15 protein-coding genes are annotated in these 18,781 nt (G+C 71.4%); 8 read left to right on the top strand and 7 right to left on the bottom strand.

Annotation, left to right across the window (positions count from 1 at the left end):
* Window positions 1-149 precede the first annotated feature (149 nt).
* Window positions 150-2,369, top strand: coding sequence for an MMPL family transporter (locus tag ACLQ23_RS14260; protein WP_355632879.1), 2,220 nt, complete (start codon window positions 150-152; stop codon window positions 2,367-2,369).
* Window positions 2,370-2,416: 47 nt separating this feature from the next.
* Here ACLQ23_RS14260 and ACLQ23_RS14255 read toward each other — a convergent pair whose 3' ends face one another.
* Both ACLQ23_RS14255 and ACLQ23_RS14250 read right to left on the bottom strand, forming a co-directional pair.
* Window positions 2,417-3,259: an endo alpha-1,4 polygalactosaminidase gene (locus ACLQ23_RS14255; RefSeq protein ID WP_355593671.1), complete on the bottom strand. Its 843-nt coding sequence runs from the start codon at window positions 3,257-3,259 to the stop codon at window positions 2,417-2,419.
* Window positions 3,260-3,373: 114 nt separating this feature from the next.
* Entirely contained in the window at window positions 3,374-4,447 is a 1,074-nt protein-coding gene (locus ACLQ23_RS14250; protein WP_355593673.1) for a CAP domain-containing protein, read from the bottom strand.
* 371 nt (window positions 4,448-4,818) lie between these two features.
* Between ACLQ23_RS14250 and ACLQ23_RS14245 the strand changes: the two genes are divergently transcribed.
* The 3 genes from ACLQ23_RS14245 to ACLQ23_RS14235 all read left to right on the top strand — a co-directional run bounded on the left by ACLQ23_RS14245 (window position 4,819) and on the right by ACLQ23_RS14235 (window position 9,595).
* Entirely contained in the window at window positions 4,819-5,013 is a 195-nt protein-coding gene (locus ACLQ23_RS14245; protein ID WP_007456482.1) for a hypothetical protein, read from the top strand.
* A 347-nt stretch (window positions 5,014-5,360) separates the two neighbouring features.
* On the top strand, window positions 5,361-8,975 hold the full coding sequence (gene smc, locus ACLQ23_RS14240; RefSeq protein ID WP_355593675.1) for a chromosome segregation protein SMC: 3,615 nt from the start codon (window positions 5,361-5,363) through the stop codon (window positions 8,973-8,975).
* Entirely contained in the window at window positions 8,975-9,595 is a 621-nt protein-coding gene (locus tag ACLQ23_RS14235) for an HAD-IA family hydrolase (protein ID WP_355593677.1), read from the top strand. The genes smc and ACLQ23_RS14235 overlap by 1 nt, the downstream gene beginning before the upstream one ends.
* Before the next feature lie 7 nt (window positions 9,596-9,602).
* On the opposite strand, the gene ACLQ23_RS14230 is transcribed toward ACLQ23_RS14235, so the two are convergent.
* The 5 genes from ACLQ23_RS14230 to ACLQ23_RS14210 form a co-directional block, all read right to left on the bottom strand.
* Complete coding sequence (locus ACLQ23_RS14230; RefSeq protein ID WP_355593679.1) at window positions 9,603-10,124, bottom strand: DinB family protein; 522 nt, start codon at window positions 10,122-10,124, stop codon at window positions 9,603-9,605.
* Between the two features lie 43 nt (window positions 10,125-10,167).
* A complete protein-coding gene (locus ACLQ23_RS14225; RefSeq protein WP_355593681.1) occupies window positions 10,168-10,662 on the bottom strand; it encodes a universal stress protein in 495 nt (164 codons plus the stop codon).
* Window positions 10,659-12,248 carry an MDR family MFS transporter gene (locus ACLQ23_RS14220; RefSeq protein WP_355593683.1) on the bottom strand — a complete coding sequence of 530 codons (1,590 nt, stop codon included), beginning with the start codon at window positions 12,246-12,248 and terminating at the stop codon, window positions 10,659-10,661. The genes ACLQ23_RS14225 and ACLQ23_RS14220 overlap by 4 nt, the downstream gene beginning before the upstream one ends.
* Before the next feature lie 134 nt (window positions 12,249-12,382).
* On the bottom strand, window positions 12,383-12,823 hold the full coding sequence (locus tag ACLQ23_RS14215) for a MarR family winged helix-turn-helix transcriptional regulator (RefSeq protein ID WP_355593685.1): 441 nt from the start codon (window positions 12,821-12,823) through the stop codon (window positions 12,383-12,385).
* Window positions 12,824-12,849: 26 nt separating this feature from the next.
* Window positions 12,850-14,562, bottom strand: coding sequence for an alkaline phosphatase D family protein (locus ACLQ23_RS14210; RefSeq protein WP_355593687.1), 1,713 nt, complete (start codon window positions 14,560-14,562; stop codon window positions 12,850-12,852).
* 83 nt (window positions 14,563-14,645) lie between these two features.
* Here ACLQ23_RS14210 and ftsY point away from each other — a divergent pair, with 83 nt between their 5' ends.
* The 4 genes from ftsY to ACLQ23_RS14190 all read left to right on the top strand — a co-directional run bounded on the left by ftsY (window position 14,646) and on the right by ACLQ23_RS14190 (window position 18,772).
* The gene (gene ftsY, locus ACLQ23_RS14205) at window positions 14,646-15,836 is read left to right on the top strand and encodes a signal recognition particle-docking protein FtsY (protein ID WP_355593689.1); all 1,191 of its coding nucleotides are present in this window, start codon (window positions 14,646-14,648) and stop codon (window positions 15,834-15,836) included.
* Window positions 15,837-15,842: 6 nt separating this feature from the next.
* Window positions 15,843-16,706, top strand: a complete 864-nt coding sequence (locus tag ACLQ23_RS14200; protein WP_192580334.1) for an aminoglycoside phosphotransferase family protein — start codon at window positions 15,843-15,845, stop codon at window positions 16,704-16,706.
* 289 nt (window positions 16,707-16,995) lie between these two features.
* Window positions 16,996-18,408, top strand: a complete 1,413-nt coding sequence (locus ACLQ23_RS14195; protein ID WP_355593691.1) for an ammonium transporter — start codon at window positions 16,996-16,998, stop codon at window positions 18,406-18,408.
* Between the two features lie 25 nt (window positions 18,409-18,433).
* Window positions 18,434-18,772: a P-II family nitrogen regulator gene (locus tag ACLQ23_RS14190; protein WP_007456507.1), complete on the top strand. Its 339-nt coding sequence runs from the start codon at window positions 18,434-18,436 to the stop codon at window positions 18,770-18,772.
* Window positions 18,773-18,781 lie beyond the last annotated feature (9 nt).

Here is an 18,781-nt window from a genome sequence, read left to right as displayed (position 1 = left end):
GGGTGGGGGGTTGACACCGACCCCGAGGGCCCACCACCCATCGTGGAGGGACTCCGGGGCAGGCCGGGGCCGATCCCCGATGTGATCGTCCCGTCCCGTCCCTAGCGTCAGCACCGTTGACAAGGGCTGACGTGACAGGGGGACCCGAGATGGGCGCAAGACCGGTGACGGTGCGGATGGCGCGGTGGAGCGCCGAGCATCCGTGGCGGGCGATCGCGCTGTGGGCCGTGTTCGTGGCGGTGTGTTTCGTGGGCGGCAACGCCGTCGGCCTCAACGAGGCGACGAACAACGACCAGGCGATCGGCGAGGCGGGGCGGGCCGGCGTGATCGTCGACTCCGGAGCCTTCGACGACCCGGCCGTGGAGAACGTACTCATCACCGCCCGGGACGGGTCCCTGGACCTGGTGGCTGCGAAGACGGCGGCCGACGACGCGGCGGCCCGGCTGCGTACCGTCCCGGGGGTCGCCGGGGTCGGCCAACCGGTCACCGCGCGGGACGCGTCGGCGGTGTTGCTGCCGATCACCATGTCCGGTGATCCGGGGACCGCGTCGGACCGGGTGCAGCCGCTGCGGGACGCGACAGCGACGGTGCAGGGCGCGCATCCGGCGCTGCGCGTCGAGCAGGTCGGCGGCCCGTCGATCAACCAGGCCCTCGACGACACCCTGGGCAAGGACTTCAAGCGCGCCGAGCTGCTCAGCCTGCCTGTCACACTTGCCATCCTGATCATCGCGTTCGGCGCGTTGATCGCCGCGAGCGTGCCGGTGTTGTTGGCGCTCTCCTCGGTCGCCGCCGCGATGGGTCTGTCCACCTTCGCCTCGCACCTGGTGCCGGCCACCGACACCACCGCACCGGTGATCCTGCTGATCGGCATGGCTGTCGGTGTCGACTACTCGCTGTTCTACATCCGCCGGGAACGCGAGGAGCGGGCAAAGGGTCGTTCCGGCCTGGACGCTGTCGAGATCGCCGCGGAGACCTCCGGGCACGCCGTCGTGGTCTCCGGCTTTGCGGTGATCATCTCGATGGCCGGGCTGCTGCTCGCCGGCGACGTGGTCTTCTCGTCCCTGGCCGTCGGCTCGATCCTCGTGGTCGCCGTCGCGGTGATCGGCTCGCTGACAGTGCTGCCGGCCCTGCTGGCCAGGCTCGGTCGCTGGGTCGACCGTCCCCGGGTGCCGCTGCTCTGGCGCCTGACCGCGCCGCGTACCGACCGCAACGGCGCACCCCGCGCGCCCCGACTCTGGCCGGCGGTGCTCCGGCCCGCGCTGCGCGCACCGGTCGCGACCCTCGTCATCTCGGTCGGCCTGCTGCTCGCGCTCGCCGCACCCGCGCTCGGCATGAAGCTGAAGTTCCCCGGCATGGAGGACCTGCCGCGAACCACGCCGGCGATGCAGGCGTACGACCGGCTCACCGCGGCCTTCCCGAGCACCAGCACCAACCATGTGGTGGCGGTCCGCGCGCCTGCCGAGCAGGCCGACCGGGTCCACGCCGCGCTCACCGGCCTGGCCGGCCGTGCCGCCGGTGACCCGCTGTTCGCCGCCGCCGAGGCGGACGGCCCGAAGATCGAGGTGTCGGCCGACCGGCAGGTGTCGGTGCTGGACATCGCCACCCCGTACGCCAGCCGGGACGACCGGTCGGTGCAGTCGTTGGAGAAGCTGCGCGACGACCTCGTCCCGGCCGAGCTGCGGGGCATTCCCGGGATCGAGTACGCGGTGGGCGGCAGCGTTGCCGACAGCGAGGACTACGCGCAGCACATCAAGAGCAAGCTGCCGCTGGTGATCGGGTTCGTGCTGGTGCTCACCTTCCTCGTCATGGTGTTCACCTTCCGGTCGGTGGTGGTGGCGGCAAGCTCGATCCTGCTGAACCTGCTCTCCGCCGGTGCCGCGTACGGGCTTGTCGTGCTGGTGTTCCAGGGTGAGTGGGCCGAGGGGCTGCTCGGTTTCACGTCGATGGGCGCGATCGTGTCCTGGCTGCCGCTGTTCCTCTTCGTGGTGCTCTTCGGCCTCTCGATGGACTACCACGTGTTCGTGGTCAGCCGGATCCGTGAGGGGGTCCTGGCCGGCATGTCCACAAGGGATGCGGTCTCGTACGGCATCACCTCGTCGGCGGGGGTGGTGACAAGCGCGGCCATCGTGATGGTCGGCGTGTTCTCGATCTTCGCCACGTTGAGCACCATCGACATGAAGCAGCTCGGCATCGGCCTGGCGGCGGCGATCCTCCTGGACGCCACGATCATCCGTGCCGTGGTGCTGCCGGCGCTGATGACCATGCTCGGCGACGCCAACTGGTGGGCGCCGCGCTTCCGGCGCCCGCGTCCGAAGCCGGCCCCGGCCGATCCGCCGGCAGCCGCGCCGGAGCTGGTGGCGGTGCCCTGACCCAGGCGCGAGTAGGCCGGGCCACGACTGTGGCCCGGCCGACCGTGTCAGGGCAGCGCGCACGCCTCCCGCCAGGCGTTCAACGTCCGTTCCTTGCGGATCGACGCGAAGCCGTAGCCGACAGTGGTGACGCAGAAGTCGTCGGTCGAGCCCGTGTATTCGACGTGGAAGACAGGCTTACCCGCGTCGGCGAACGGCAGCAGCTTGGCGCACTGGTCCAGCCGGACGCACTCCTCGTTCACGACGAAGTCGAAGTCGGGGGCAAGCGCCGCGAGCTGCGGCACTGCGTTGGTCAGCCCGGGTGAGAGGTCAAGCGACCGGGCCAGCTGCGCCAGCCGACGGTTGAACAGCAGTTGGTCGTCGAAGCCGAGGGGAAAGCCGGTGCGGTGCTCGTACCCGTCGGCGTCGGCGAACGCCACAGCGCCGAAGCCCTTGCCCCGGCAGAGCCGGAACCGGTCGGCAAGCACCGGCTCCAGAGCGTCCCATCCCCGTACGTCCAGCCACCGGCTGTCAGGTCGGCGTGCGGCCGAGCCCTGTACGGCGGCGGGAAACCGGCTGGCGTCCGGGTCGGTCGAACGCACCGAGCCGACGTACACCTGGCAGATCAACCGGCGGTCGCGCGAGCGCAGCTCGGCGGTCTGCGCGGCGGTGGTGGCCACGGGGTCGAGCAGGAAGACGTCCGCTTCCACTGTCGGGTCGAGCGGGCCGCTGAGCTGCCACTGCCACTGCCAGTGGCGGGCCTGCCCGGCCGGCCACGGGGTTGGTGCACCGGGCGGGGTCAGCTCGGCCCGGCAGCCGTACACGGGTAGCACCAGGACGAGCGCGACGCCTGCCGACACGATCCGACGCAGCGGGCGTACGGCGGTTCGTCGCCGCGGCCGGATCCGCATCGGCAGCTCCCGGGTCCTGGGCGGCCCGTCGCCGCCGGCCGGTACGCCGCCCCGCGCTCCGGCCCGACGTACCTCACCGGGTCAAACGAGCGCGGGGGCGCGGACGACGCGCGGTCAGCGCGGCGCCGCGAAGACCTGCGTCCAGTACGGGCCGTTGCTGCTGGCGATGCCGACGCCGATTTCGGTGAACGCGCAGTTCAGGATGTTCTTCCGGTGGCCGGTGCTCTTCATCCACGCGCTCATCACGCTGGCCGGCGACTGCTGGTTCCAGGCCACGTTCTCGCCGTAGGTGCGCCAGGCGTAGCCGACCCGGTCCAGCCGGACGCCGGGGTTGCTGCCGTCGCTGCCGGTGTGCGACATGTTCTTGTGGTCGGCCTGGTCCTGGCTGTGCCGCTGCGCGGCGGTCATCAGCTTGTCGTCGATGCTCAGCGCGTTGCAGCCGGCCTTGGCCCGCTCGGCGTTCACCAGGTCCACCACCTCGCGAGCCTGGGCGCTCACCGTGCCGGAGGCGCCGCCCGAGCCGCCGGTGCTGCTCGGCGCGGTGCTGCGCGGGGCGGTACGCCGTGACGCGGCGGTGGAGCGCGACGGCGCCGGGGTGGGCTTGACGACCTTGCTCGGCGTCGGGGCCGGCTGTGCCGTGCTGGGCGTGGCGGTGGGGGAGGGGGCGACAAGGGTGTCGCCGGCCAGTTCCTCGGCCTGCTCGGCGGGCGCGGCGGCGACGGTGTCGTCGACAGCGGTCGGCTCAACTGTCGACCCGTCCCCGCCGGGCAGGGCGAGCGCGCCCACACCGAAGCTCACCACGAGGGTGGCGGCCGCGGCGGCGCCGCCGATCAGCAGCGGGCGACGCCAGCGCCGGGGCGAGCGGTGTCGGCCCTCGCCGGCCCGGCCCTCGTCGCCGGTGCCGGTCCGCCAATCGCCGCTTGTCTCCGCGTCAATGGGCACGGCGCTCGTCGGTGCCGCCCAGCCGCCGGTGGCCTCCGCGGCGGTGGGCTCCTCCATGGGCGCCGGCTGCCACCGGGCGGTGGGCTCCGCGTGGTGCCAATCGTCGCCGGGTTGGTCGGGGTCGTCGCCGAAGAGGTAGGCCGAGCGGGGCTCCGGGCGATCTCTCAGCCAGTCCGGCTCGTCGGTCGGCCGCTCGGCGCGCCGGGGTGCGCCGTTCGGGTCCATCGGGTCGGTCCAGCCGTGCACGCCATGCCTCCACGGGGTCGGTTGTTGGCCGGGGTGACGCTACGACTCGCCAACGAGCTGCGGCAACGTGGCTAAGGAAGAGTTAAGGGGAAGTCGGACGCCGAGGGGCGGACTTCCGGGAATCCGGGCGTACAGTAAAGGTGTCCGGACAGAGCGTGTCCGTGCCTTGTGGCAGCCCCCCCGACAAGTGGACAGGTCGACGTGGAGATGATCTACGGCCTGCGAGAACTTGACGAACGAGGGGTTAGCGGCTCAATATATAGGTGTCGCCAGTCGCGCCCGGTCATGCCCAGATACACCTGGAATGGCAGCCGCGTACAAATGGGCGCGCGTTGGCCGGCCTTTCCGGCAGCGCATATCAAGGAGTCAGCATGGCGAAGGCCCTCTACGGCCACGTAGGTGCAGCGCCCGACCGGCGTCTGCTCGACGAGGTCACCCGACTGCGTGCCAGGGTTCAGGCACTGGAGTTCGAGATCACGCGTCTGCGTGCCGACAATGATCGGCTCGCGGCGGCAGCGGCGGAAGCGGACGATCTGCTTCGTCTCGCCGAGCCGGCGCTGACCTGATCTCCGGGTCGGAAAACTGAATCGCACCACCGCAAAAATGCGCGCCGACACCTCCGTGCCGGCGCGCAACGCTGTCCGGCCCCTTTTCCACTGCCGATGATTCGTGATCTTGTATTCGGTGCCGCGTCATCCACCCGGTCGGTTTCCGGAAATACGCGTACCAGCGGGCTGATCATGAATGCGCTTTGTCTTTCCGGTCACAGCCGCAGAGGCGGTCCGGCCCACTGCCGGCACGACCCGGGGCGGGTCGCGTGCCGAACGGCTCCCGCCATCGGGTTAGTCTGCGGGTTCACCCAGGTCCCCGCAGCCGGCGACGGTACGGCGGCCACCGGACGAGGATCGAGAAGGTGTATCTCAAGAGTCTGACGGTGCGGGGCTTCAAGTCCTTCGCCTCCGCCACGACGTTGAAGCTGGAGCCCGGGATCACCTGCGTGGTGGGCCCCAACGGCTCCGGCAAGTCCAACGTCGTGGACGCCATCGCCTGGGTGCTCGGCGAGCAGGGCGCCAAGGCGCTGCGCGGCGGCAAGATGGAGGACGTGATCTTCGCCGGCACCGCCGGTCGCGCGCCGCTGGGCCGCGCCGAGGTCACCCTCACCATCGACAACACCGACGGCGCGCTGCCAATCGAGTACACCGAGGTCTCGATCACCCGCCGGATGTTCCGCTCCGGCGAGAGCGAGTACGAGATCAACGGCAACTCCTGCCGGCTGCTCGACATCCAGGAACTGCTGTCGGACTCCGGCATCGGCCGGGAGATGCACATCATCGTCGGCCAGGGCCGGCTCGACGGCATGCTGCACGCCAAGCCGGAGGACCGCCGCGCGTTCATCGAGGAGGCGGCAGGCGTCCTCAAGCACCGCAAGCGCAAGGAAAAGGCGCTGCGCAAGCTCGACGCCATGCAGGTCAACCTCAACCGCCTGACCGACCTGACCGCCGAGCTGCGCCGCCAGCTCAAGCCGCTGGGCCGCCAGGCGGAGGTGGCCCGCCGTGCCGCCGCCATCCAGGCCAACCTGCGCGACGCCCGGCTCCGGCTGCTCGCCGACGACCTCGCCACCCTGCGGACCACCCTCGACCGGGAGATCGCCGACGAGACCGCGCTGCGGGAGCGGCGCGAGCAGATCGAGGGCGAGCACACCGAGGTGCAGGGCCGGCTCGGCGAGTTGGAGGCGGCGCTGGCCGAGGACGCTCCGCTGCTCGCCGCCGCCCAGGACACCTGGTACAAGCTGTCCGCCCTCCAGGAACGCTTCCGCTCGATCGAACAGCTGGCCCGGGAGCGGCTGCGGCACCTCAGCGCCACCGGCGACGACGAGCGCCCCGGCCGGGACCCGGACCAGCTGGAGGCCGAGTCGGAGCGGGTCCGCGAGCAGGAGGAGGAGCTGCGCGCGGCACTTACCGACGACCAGATCCGGCTGGCCGAGGCCGTCGAGCACCGTCAGGAGCTGGAACGGCAGCTCGCCGCCGCCGAGCGGGAGCTTGTCGCCGCCGCCAAGGCCATCGCCGACCGGCGCGAGGGCATGGCCCGGCTCACCGGCCAGGTCAACTCGGCCCGTGCCCGCACCACGAGCGCCGGTGAGGAGATCGAACGGCTCGCCGTGGCGCACGCCGACGCGCTGGGCCGCGCCGAGAAGGCACAGGCCGACCTGGACGCGGTGGCCGCGCAGTCCACCGAGGCGGACCGGGACAACGCCGACCTGGACGCCCGGCACGCCGAGGCCGTCGCGGTGCAGGAGCGGGCGCAGGCAGGCGTCCGGTCGCTCGCCGACGCCGAGCGGGCCGCCGAGAAGGACGCCGCCACCTGGAAGGCCCGGGAGGAGGCGCTGGCACTCGGTCTGCGGCGCAAGGACGGCGCCGGCGCGCTGCTGGCCCGCGCCGGGGACGTACCGGGCCTGCTCGGCAGCCTCGCCGGGCTGCTCACCGTCGCTCCGGGGCACGAGGCCGCGCTTGCCGCAGCGCTCGGCGGGCTCGCCGACGCGGTCGCCATCAGCGGTGTGGACGAGGCCGTCGAGGCGATGCGCCTGCTGAAGATCTCCGACGCCGGGCGGGCAGGCCTGCTCGTCGGCAGCCCGGCGGGGCCCGGCATGACCGGCTCCGCCGACGCGCTGCGCCCGAAGCTGCCCGACGGTGCCCGCTGGGCGCCCGACCTCGTCGAGTGCGCGGCCGAGCTGCGCCCCGCTGTGCACCGGGCGCTGCGCGACGTGGCGCTCGTCGACGACCTCGCCGCCGCTGCCGAGCTGGTCGCCGGCAACCCCGAGCTGCGCGCGGTCACCCCCGACGGCGACGTGGTCGGGGCGTACGCGGCGGCCGGTGGGTCGGCCAAGGCGCCGAGCTACATCGAGGTGCAGGCGGCCGTCGAGGAGGCGCGTACCAACCGGCTCGCCGCCGAACGCTCCGGTGCCGAGCTGCGCGAGCAACTCGTCGAGGCGCGCGCCGAGGTGACCGCCGCCAAGGAGGCAGTGCAGCACGCAGCCGCCGAGAAGCGCGAGGCGGAGAGCCACCGCAACGCCGCCGCCCGCCGGCTGGCCGAGCTGGGCGCGGCGGCCCGCTCGGCGAAGGCGGAGACCGACCGGTTGGGCGAGTCCCGGGCCCGCGCCGAGGCGGCCCGACAGCGGGACCTCGAAGCGCTCGCCGAGCTGGAGGAGCGGCTGCGCCTGGCCGAGGAGACGCCCGTCGACGCCGAGCCCTCCACCGAGGAGCGGGACCAGCTCGCCGCCATGGTGCCGCAGGCCCGGCAGAACGAAATGGAGGTCCGGCTCGCGGTGCGTACCGCCGAGGAGCGGGTCTCCTCGATCGCCGGCCGGGCCGACTCGCTGGCCCGGCAGGCCACCGCGGAGCGCGCCGCCCGGGAGCGCGCCGCAGCCCGGCGGGCCGCGCGCACCCGGGGCGCGGGCATCGCCCGCGCCGTCGCCGGTGGCGCCCGGGAGGCGCTCACCCGGCTCACCACCTCGATCGCTACGGCCGAGGAGCACCGCGACGAGGTGGCGCGGGAACGGGCCGCCCGCGAGGCGGAACTCCAGGAGGTACGCGGGGCAGCCAAGCGACTCGGCGCGGAGCTGGAGCGGCTGACCAGCCAGGTGCACCGCGACGAGGTGGCCCGCGCCGAACAGCGGCTGCGCATCGAGCAGTTGGAGGCGAAGGCGGCCGAGGATTTCGGGCTGGACGTGGAGACCCTCGTCGCCGAGTACGGGCCGACCCAGCCCGTCCCACCGACCCCTGTCGACGTCGCGACAGCCGAACGCGACGGCCTGCCGGTGCCCGAGCCGGTCCGCTACGAGAGGCCGGTGCAGGAGAAGCGGGCCGCCAAGGCCGAACGGGAGCTGGCCCTGCTGGGCAAGGTCAACCCGCTGGCCCTTGAGGAGTTCGCCGCGCTTGAGGAGCGCTTCAAGTTCCTCTCCGAGCAGTTGGAGGACCTCAAGGCCACCCGGCGGGATCTGCTCACGGTGGTCAAGGACGTGGACGAGCGGATCCTTGAGGTCTTCGCCAGCGCGTTCGCCGACACGGCGCGGGAGTTCGAGCAGGTGTTCACAGTGCTCTTTCCCGGCGGCGAGGGTCGGTTGATCCTCACCGACCCCGACGACCTGCTCACCACAGGTGTCGAGGTGGAGGCCCGCCCGCCGGGCAAGAAGATCAAGCGGTTGTCCCTGCTCTCCGGTGGCGAGCGGTCGCTGACAGCGGTGGCCATGCTGGTGGCGATCTTCCGCGCCCGGCCCAGCCCGTTCTACATCATGGACGAGGTGGAGGCGGCCCTGGACGACGTCAACCTGGGCCGGTTGATCACGTTGCTGGCACAGTTGCGGGAGAAGAGCCAGCTCATCGTCATCACACACCAGAAGCGGACCATGGAGATCGCCGACGCGCTCTACGGCGTGACCATGCGCAGCGGGGTCACCCAGGTGATCAGTCAACGGCTCAACCGGGCCGACGAGGACGACCAGCGGCACAGCCGCGGCGAGGAGAACGGGTAGTGGCTCGGGAACGCGCGACGGCGCTCCTGCTGGATCTGGATGGCGTGCTGCGCCGGTGGGATCCGGCGGTCGCCGCCGGGGTGGAACGGGAGTACGGCCTTGCCGACGGTGTGCTCAGCGAGATCGCGATGCAGTGGGGTCGGCTCCAGCCGGTGCTCACCGGGCAGGTCAGCCACGCCGACTGGATGAGCAGCGTGGCCGACGCGCTCACCGAGCCGGCCGGTGGCCCCGACCGGGCTCGCGCGGCAGTGGAGCAGTGGCAGCGCTACCGGGGTGAGGTGGACACCGAGGTGCTCGACTTCGTCCGGGAGGTGCGCGCCGCAGGGATCCGGGTCGGTCTGGCCACGAACGCCACCGACCTGCTCGACGCCGACCTCGCCGCGCTCGACCTCGCCGACGAGGTGGACGTGGTGGTCAACTCCTCGACGCTCGGCGTGCACAAGCCCGCGCCGGAGTATTTCCAGGCGGCGTGCGTGGCCGTCCGGACCCCGCCGGCCCGGGTCCTGTTCGTCGACGACGAGGACTGGGCGATCCGGGGCGCCCGCGCGGCCGGCCTGTCGGCGCACCGCTGGGGCGGTCACGCCGACCTGCGCTACCTGCGGGCGGCCCTGGACTACTGAGCGCCTGTCAGTCGCCGGTGGCGCCGTCGATCCTTTCCCGGATCAGGTCGGCGTGCCCGTTGTGCCGGGCGTACTCCTCGATCATGTGCACGTAGACCCAGCGCAGGTTGAAGGTGCGCTTCTTGGAGCCGATCTCGACGAAGGTCTCGTCGAGGGAACGACCGGCGGTCGCCTCCCGGGCAAGCGCCACCTCGCGTTGGAAGATCGCGAAGTCCGCTTCGGCGTCGGCGGCGCTGACGTCGTGATCGGCGTCCGGATTCTCCTGAGTGAAGTACGGGTAGTCGACCTGCTGCCCGGCGAAGCTCTCCCGGAACCACCAGGCCTCCACCTCGGCCAGGTGCCGGACCAGGCCGAGCAGGGTCAGCGTGGACGGTTCCACGCTGGGCGTGCGCAACTGCTCCTCGGTCAGCCCGGCGCACTTGAGCAGCAGCGTCTGCCGGTGGTAGTCGAGCCAGCCTTCGAGCATGGTGCGCTCGTCGCCGACGTACGGTTCGGGGGTCCGGGTGATCTCCGGTGCGGTCCAGGTCATGCGCGGCATCCTGCCTAGTACGGCCGACAGCCGCGACGGGTTTTCAGGGCACCACGACGACGGGCCAGCGGCCGGTGCGGACCAGGCGGGTCGCGACCGAGCCGACAAGCCGGTGACCGGCCTGCTCGGAGGCGCCCACCACGACCATGTCGGCCTGGCACTCGTCGGCCGCCGCGCACAGCTCGGCGTACGCGTCGCCGCGCCGGCACAGGAAGGTCACCGGGAGCTTCCACTCCTCGGCTCCGCGCCGGCACTCGCGGCGCAACTCGTCGGCCAGCTCGTCGTGGGTGCGCTGGACCGCGGCGGCGTCCATTCCGGGCACCAGGGCTGTCAACCCGCTGGGCGAGCTCACGAAGACCACCACGAGGGCAGCGCCCTGCCGGCGGGCCAGGCCGGCGGCGTACGCGCCGGCCCGCTCGGAGGTGCGGGTGCCGTCCACGCCGACCAGGACGACCCGGGGCCCGTCCGTGCCCCGCTCGAACGGCAGCGGACGGGTCCGAGGGCCGAACTCCTCGCGGTCCGGTGCTCCCACGCTCATGCCGCCACCTCCACAGTCGGCTCCCGCTCCACGTCGCCTGTCGTCGGTGAGCTGTTGTGCTGCCGCAGCGGCACCTCCTTGATGAAGGTCACCGCGATCAGCGCGATGAGCGCGAAGGGGGCGGCGGCCAGGAAGATGTCGCCGGCTCCGTGGCCGTACGCGCTCTCCACCACGAGCCGGATCGGGCCGGGCAGGGCGTGCACGTCGGGCAGGCTCCCGCCGCTGCCGGAGCTGGACGCGGGGATGCCGAGCTGCGACAGGCCGGCTGCCGTGTAGTCCTTGACCTTGTGGGCGAGCACCGCGCCGAGCGCGGAGACGCCGATCGCGCCGCCGAGGCTGCGGAAGAACGCCACCACCGAGCTGGCCGCGCCGAGTTCGCGCGGGTCGACGGTGTTCTGCACGGCGAGGACCAGGTTCTGCATGGTCATGCCCAGTCCGATGCCGATCAACGCCATGTAGACGGAGAGCAGGGTGAAGCTGGTGTCGGCCCGCAGGGTGCCCATCAGCGCGAAACCGGCGGTGAGCAGTGCCGTGCCGAGCACCAGGAACCGCTTCCAGCGCCCGGTGCGGGTGATGATCCGGCCGCTCAGCGTCGAGGAGACAAGCAGGCCGAGGATCATGGGCAGGGTCATGAGGCCGGACATGGTCGGGCTCTGTCCGCGGCTGATCTGGAAGTACTGGCCGAGGAAGACCGAGGCGCCGAACATGCCCACGCCGACCGCGATGCTGGCGACGACGGCGAGAACGATGGTGCGGTTGCGGAACAGCCGTGGCGGGATCATCGGCTCGGCGGCCCGGGTCTCCACCCGGATCGCCAGCGCGGCGAGCACCAGGGCGCCGAGCACCATGACGACGCTCTGCCCGGAGGCCCAGGCGAACTGGTTGCCGGCGAGCGAGACCCAGATCAGCAGCACCGAGACGGCCGCCGTGATGAGCGTGGCGCCCCACCAGTCGATCTGGGCCTTGCGCTTGACCACCGGCAGGCGCAGCGTCTTCTGGAGGACGACGAGCGCGGCGATGGCGAACGGCACGCCGACGTAGAAGCACCAGCGCCAGCCGAGCCACGAGGTGTCGACGATCACGCCACCGATGAGCGGGCCGCCGATGGTGCCGACCGCCATCACCGCACCGAGGTAGCCGCTGTAGCGACCACGCTCACGCGGCGCGATCATGGTGGCCATGATCACCTGGGCCAGTGCGGTGAGACCGCCCGCGCCGATGCCCTGCAGCACCCGGCACGCGATCAGCTCGCCGGTGCCCTGCGCCGCCCCGGCCAGCACGGAGCCGAGTACGTAGATCACCAGCGACAACTGGACGAGTGTCTTCTTGCTGACCAGATCGGCAAGTTTGCCCCAAATAGGGGTTGTTGCGGTGGTCGCGAGGAGGGCAGAGGTGACCACCCAGGTGTACGCGGACTGGCCGCCGCGCAGTTCGGTGATGATCCGCGGCAGTGCGTTCGACACCACAGTTGAGGAGAGAATCGCGACGAACATGCCCAGCAGCAGGCCGGAGAGAGCCTCCAGGATCTGCCGGTGGGTCATGTCCACGACGCCGGGCGCCGCTGTCGGCGCTGTCGCCTGGCTCATCGTTGTTGCCTCCATGCGGAGTGGGGGTCACCGGGGCTCGCCCGCCTCGGAGGGTTGCCTGAAGCAACCCGATGTCATGGTTGCCTCAAGCAACAACTTGTCAGGCGTGAGCGTCATTCCTCCACCCGCGGAGGTCATTGCCAGGAGTCGTTGAACTTGCCGAGAAGGCGGGCGAACTCCTCGACGTCCCGGGCCGGCCAGTCGTCAAGGGTGCGCAGGAACTCGCCCACGCGGGCCGCCCGGGCGGCGTCGAACCGGCGCCGACCCTCCTCCGTGAACCTGATCTGCGCGGCCCGCCGATCACTCGGGTCGGGGTCGCGGTGGACCAGACCCAGCGCCTCCAGCCCGTTGATCTGCCGACTCAGCGTGCCCTTTCCCACACCGAGTCGCGCCGCCAGCTCGGTCAACCGGATCGAGCCACTGCGCCGCAGCCAGAGCAGCAGCCCGTACGTGTTCGGTTCGAGGTTCGGGTGCACCTCCCGGGCGATCTCCCAGGAGACCGCCCGACCTCGACGCAGCAGGGCTGTCAACTCGTGCTCGACTGCCCGGATCGGCTCCGGAAGGTGCTCGTCCACGGGCTAGAGACTACGGCGGGGCCTGATCAGCCGTCGCCGGAGAGCCGCCGGTTCATCACCCGACGCAGGTGCCCCTCGCCAGTGGTGCCCTCGATGACGACGTCGGCCCGGCGACCCTGATGGGTCAGGGTGCCGACGGCGTTGCCGAAGTACGGCCCGGCCAGCTTGCGCCAGCGCACGCCCGGACGACGGACGCCAGCCGAGCGGGCCAGCGCCCGGGTCGCCCCCGCCGGGCCGGACGACCAGCCCAGACGCATCAACGGGCGGATCCCGGCGGGCACCTGGTTGTGGATGGGCGAGCAGGTGAGCTGATGCACCGGAGTGATCACCGCCGGGTCGGCGAACCGCGCCCGCGCCACGTACGAATGGTGCACGTCCCCGGACAGCACGCTTATCGACGCCGGTGGGGCGTACGCCGGGCCGGCGCCGACCCGCGCTCCGGACTTCCTCGGCGTGCCGGTGCCGATCCGGGCGAACGTCTCCGCGAGCGCCTCGAAGGAGCGGCGGAAGGCCGCCCAGTGCTCCAGGTCGAGCGCCCGGCGCAGCTTCTCCGCTCCGCGTGCCACCCACGGCCGGCGCGAGTCGGCAAGCTTCTCGTTCCACGCCTCGATGTGGTGGATGCCCTGCGGCAGCAGCCACGGCAGCGAACTGCCGACCACCAGGTGGTCGTAGACGCCGTGCGCCTGGTCGAGGAACCACGCCCACTCACCGGGCGGCAGCATCGCCCGCTTGCCCGGCTCAAGCACCCGACTGCACCGGTTGTCCAGCATGACCAGCCGGGTCCGGCCCAGGTCGAGCGCGTAGCTCCACTGGTACTGCACCGCGCGCCAGCGCTCGGTGTCGTGCGCCACGTCGGATTCCTTGTCGACCCGGGCACCGAACTCACGGAGCACACCGGTGGCGTCCTCGGCGGCCGCGACCTTGGCGAAGACCGGGTCGGCGGCGATCTCGTCGGGGGAGAGGTTGCCCAGGTGCTGGTAGACCCAGTAGGAGGCGAGCCCGCTGCCGATCCGCTCGGCCCACCACGGCTGCTCGCGCACGTCCGCCCGCCACGACGCGGACGTGTTCCAGTCGTCGATGATCTCGTGATCGTCGAAGATCATCACGCTCGGCACGGTGGACAGCAGCCAGCGGATCTCCGGATCGCGCCAGGACTCCAGGTAGAGCTTCGTGTACTCGTCGAAGCTCACCACCTGGTCGGCCGGAGCGCCCTTCGGACGACGCCGGCGACGGCGCAGCAGCCGGCGCACAGTCGGCGACGTCACATCGGCGTAGACCTGGTCGCCGAGCAGCACCAGCAGGTCCGGCAGCGAATTCGACTCCGGGTCGGCCATCAACCGCCGGGCGTACGCGTCAAGAGCGTCCGGCGGCAGTTTGCGGGTGGTGGAGTGCTGGGTGGTCTCCCGACACGAGCCGAAGATCAGGTTGACGGGCTGGTCCCGGTCGTCGGCCGCCCGGGTGCGGATCACGCTCGGCGGGAAGCCGCTGCTCGGCACCGGCCAGACCACCTCGCCGTCGACAAGCACCTCGTACGTCGTCGTGCTGTCCGGGGTGAGACCCTCCACCACCACGAGCGCGTAGTGGTGGTCGTACGCCGAGAAGGTGGGTGCGGAGCCGGTGGCGCCGTCTGCGGCGCGGACGGTGACCACGGCGGGCGCCGCCGTCTCCACCCAGACCGTCGCCCGGGTGTCCACCACGCGCCGCAGCAGAGGGCCGATCAGGAGGTGTGCGGCGGGCATGCGGCCGAGCCTACCGCCGGTTCGTGAAAGCAGCCGGGTGCGGTGGCTGGGACGCCGCCGCCGGCATCTGACAGGATTCCGGCATGGCCGAATATCTCGTCCTCGCTCTGGTCCTGCTCGGTGTGCTGATCGCCGGCACAGTCGGGCTGGTCGTGCCCCGGTTGCGCCGGAGGCCCGAGCCACCGCTGCCGCGCACCGAGGTCGACACACGCGCCGAGGAGGATCTCGCCGGCCCGCCGGTCGAGGCACCGGAGTCCGATCTGTCCACCGGCGTCCTGGTCGAGCCACCGCCGGTGATCGAGGCGCCCGCGCCCACCGTCGAGGTGCCCGAGCCGACAGCCGGGCGGCTGGTCCGGCTCCGCTCCCGGCTGTCCCGCTCGCAGAACGTCTTCGGCAAGGGCCTGCTCGGCCTGCTCGCCCGCGACCACCTCGACGAGGACGTCTGGGAGGAGATCGAGGACAGCCTGATCACCGCCGACGTCGGCGTCGACGCGACCCGCGACATCGTCGACAGGCTGCGCGAGCGCACCCGCGTGCTGGGCACCCGCTCGGCCGGTGAGCTGCGCGCGCTGCTCGCCGCCGAGCTGGTGAACGCCCTCGACCCGAGCATGGACCGGTCGCTGCGTACCGCCCCCAAGGACGGCGTGCCGGCGGTCGTGCTGGTGGTCGGCGTCAACGGCGCCGGTAAGACCACCACCTGCGGCAAGATCGCCCGGGTGCTCGTCGCCGACGGCCGTACCGTGCTGCTCGGCGCCGCCGACACCTTCCGGGCCGCCGCTGCCGACCAGTTGCAGACCTGGGGCGAGCGTGTCGGCGCGGAGACCGTCCGCGGCCCGGAGGCCGCCGACCCGGCAAGCGTCGCCTTCGACGCCGTCCGGCGCGGCATCGACACCGGCGTGGACACCGTGCTCATCGACACCGCCGGCCGCCTCCAGAACAAGATCGGCCTGATGGACGAGCTGGGCAAGGTCAAGCGGGTGGTCGAGAAGCAGGGCCCGATCGACGAGACACTGCTCATCCTGGACGCCACGACCGGCCAGAACGGCCTGGAACAGGCACGCGTCTTCACCGAGGTGGTGAACGTGACAGGCGTCGTGCTGACAAAGCTCGACGGCACCGCGAAGGGCGGCATCGTGATCGCCGTGCAGCGCAAGCTCGGCATCCCCGTGAAGCTCGTCGGGCTCGGCGAAGGCAAGGACGATCTCGCCCCGTTCGACCCGGCGCAGTTCGTCGACGCGTTGCTGGGGACCGAGCCGGCCGGACGGGACGCGTAGTCTCGGGTGACCACTGACGATCGCGCGTACGCGGGCTGGCGTGACCCCGGCCACCCCTCGCAGCGCCTCGGGAGACCGTACGTGACTTCGCAGGAGATCCCGCTGCACGGCGGCAACGTGAGCACCGTCGTCCGCGTCGGGGACACGGTCCGCCGCAACGCCGGGCCGTGGACCCCGTCCGTGCACGCCCTGCTGCGGCACCTGGAGTACGTCGGGTTCACCGGCGCACCCCGGGCCCTGGGCATGGACGAACGCAACCGTGAGGTGCTGTCGTACCTGGAGGGGGAGTGCGGAGAGTATCCGCTGGCCCCGCACTGGGTCACCGACGAGGCGCTTGTCACTGTCGCCACGATGCTGCGGATGTTCCACGACGCGCAGTACGGCTTCACCCCGCCACCGGGCGCGGTCTGGCGCTCGTTCGGCCCTCCGCCACCGGACACCGAGGTGATCTGCCACCACGACGCCGCGCCACACAACGTGATCTGGCGGCCGGACGGCACGCTCGGGCTCATCGATTTCGACCTCGCCTCGCCCGGCGCCCGGATCTACGACGTGGCGTACGCGGCGTGGACCTGGGTTCCGATCTTCGCGGACCGGGACTCGATCACGCTGGGCTGGAAGCGTCCGGACCGTCCGCGCCGGCTGCGACTCTTCGCCGACGCGTACGGGCTGATCCCCCGTGACCGGCACCGGCTGATCCGGACCATCCGCAAGCGCATCGTGGACCACGTCGAGGGCATCCGCCGGATGGCCGCCGCCGGTGAGCCGGCGTTCGTGCGGATCGTGCACAAGGGGCACCTGCGCCGGCCGATGCGCGACCTGCGGCTGCTCGACTACGAGCGGCACGCCCTGGAGAACGCGCTCCGCTGACCGTCAGCCGCTGAGCGCCGGCCGGTCGATGCCCGGCCGGTCTCGGCGGGCGCGTCGGTCGATGGGCGTCGCCGGTCGGCCATCGACATCCGCCGTCCGGATGATCCACCACCGTCCATGCCGACGACTGTGCAGACTCCGTGACACGTACGAAACAACCCGTCACGAAACGGAAACCACCACGAGACCCTGCGTGAAACAGCCGGCCGCGAAGCTTCCGCGCAACCGGCCTACGGGCGACGCTGCCCCGGAAAGCCGCGAAGGAGGACTTCACCTTTAGGAGGCCAGCGTGCCTGAAGCACCGACGATCGACGGCGCCAATACCGTTTGGCTGCTGGTTTCGACCGCGCTCGTGCTGCTCATGACCCCCGGACTGGCGCTGTTCTACGGCGGCCTCAACCGGGCCAAGGGCGTACTCAACATGATGATGATGAGCTTCTCCGCCATCGGGCTCATCTCTATTCTGTGGTGGTTCTACGGTTTCAGCGTCGCCTTCGGGACCGACGTGAACGGATTCTGGGGCGACCCGAGCGCGTACCTCGGCACCAAGACCTTCCTCGCCGAGACCGACCTGTGGGGTGCCACGGCCGAGAACCCCAGCGGCATCGGGGTTCCGCTCTACGTGTTCATGGCCTTCCAGATGGTCTTCGCGGTGATCACCGTCGCGCTGATCAGCGGTGCCATCGCCGACCGGGCCAAGTTCGCCGGCTGGCTGCTGTTCGCCTTCGGCTGGGCCACCCTTGTCTACTTCCCCGTCGCCCACTGGGTGTGGGGCGGCGGCATCATCGGCGGTGACATCCACGCGCTGGACTTCGCCGGTGGCACCGCGGTGCACATCAACGCCGGTGCGGCAGCCCTGGCCGTGGCCTTGGTGCTCGGCAAGCGGCTGGGCTGGCCGCGGGAGGGCATGAAGCCGCACAACATCCCGCTGGTCGCGCTCGGCGCCGGTCTGCTGTGGTTCGGTTGGTTCGGGTTCAACGCCGGCTCGGAGCTGACCGTCGACTCGGTCGCCGCGCTCGCCTTCATCAACACCCAGCTCGCCACTGCCGCGGCGGTGCTCGGCTGGATCGTGGTCGAGTGGATCAAGGACCGCAAGCCGACGATGGTCGGTGCCTCCTCCGGCGCTGTTGCCGGTCTGGTCGCCATCACCCCGGCCTGCGGCTTCATCGCACCGTGGGCGGCCGTGCTGCTCGGCCTCGTCGCCGGAGCGGTGTGCGCCGCGGCCATCAGCCTCAAGTACAAGCTCGGCTACGACGACTCCCTCGACGTGGTCGGCGTGCACTTCGTCGGCGGCTGGATCGGCTCGCTCTGGCTGGGCCTGTTCGCCACCAACTCCGTCAACGCCGCGATCAGCGACGTGGTGGGTGCCTCCGACGGCCTGTTCTACGGCGGCGGCGTGACCCAGCTCGGGCGGCAGGCCCTCGCCGGTCTGATCGTCACCGTCTGGTCGTTCGCCATCGCCTGGGTGCTGGCCTTCGCCATCGAGAAGACGATCGGCTTCCGCGTCAAGGGTGAGGCTGAGGTCGACGGCATCGACATCGCCGAGCACGCCGAGAGCGGCTACGACCTGTCCCCGTCAGGTGGCGGTACGGGCAGCGCGTTCGCGATGGCCGGCATCGGCACCCCTGGTGGCGGCGCGACGAGCGGTGCCACGCCGGAAGCGGACTCCTCCGCGCCGGTCAGCGAGAAGGTCGCCGGTTAACGTTCCTGGGATGGAGGGGTTGGACATGAAGCTGGTGACCGCGGTCATCAAGCCGTACCAACTGGACGCGGTGAAGGAAGCTCTGCACGCCCTCGGGGTGGCCGGGTTGACCGTCAGCGAGGTGCAGGGGTACGGACGGCAGAAGGGGCACACCGAGGTCTACCGGGGTGCCGAGTACACGGTCGAGTTCCTGCCCAAGATCCGGGTCGAGGTGCTCACCGACGAGATCGACGTGGAAAAGATCGTGGACGCGATCGTCGGTGCGGCCCGTACGGGCAAGATCGGCGATGGCAAGGTCTGGGTCACCGGTGTCGAGGAGGTCGTCCGGGTGCGTACCGGCGAGCGCGGCCTCGACGCTCTCTGATTCGGAAGC

The organism is Micromonospora sp. DT41 (genome assembly GCF_049841715.1).
Lineage (GTDB): Bacteria > Actinomycetota > Actinomycetes > Mycobacteriales > Micromonosporaceae > Micromonospora > Micromonospora profundi.
This window is presented reverse-complemented; position numbering and strand designations above follow the sequence as displayed.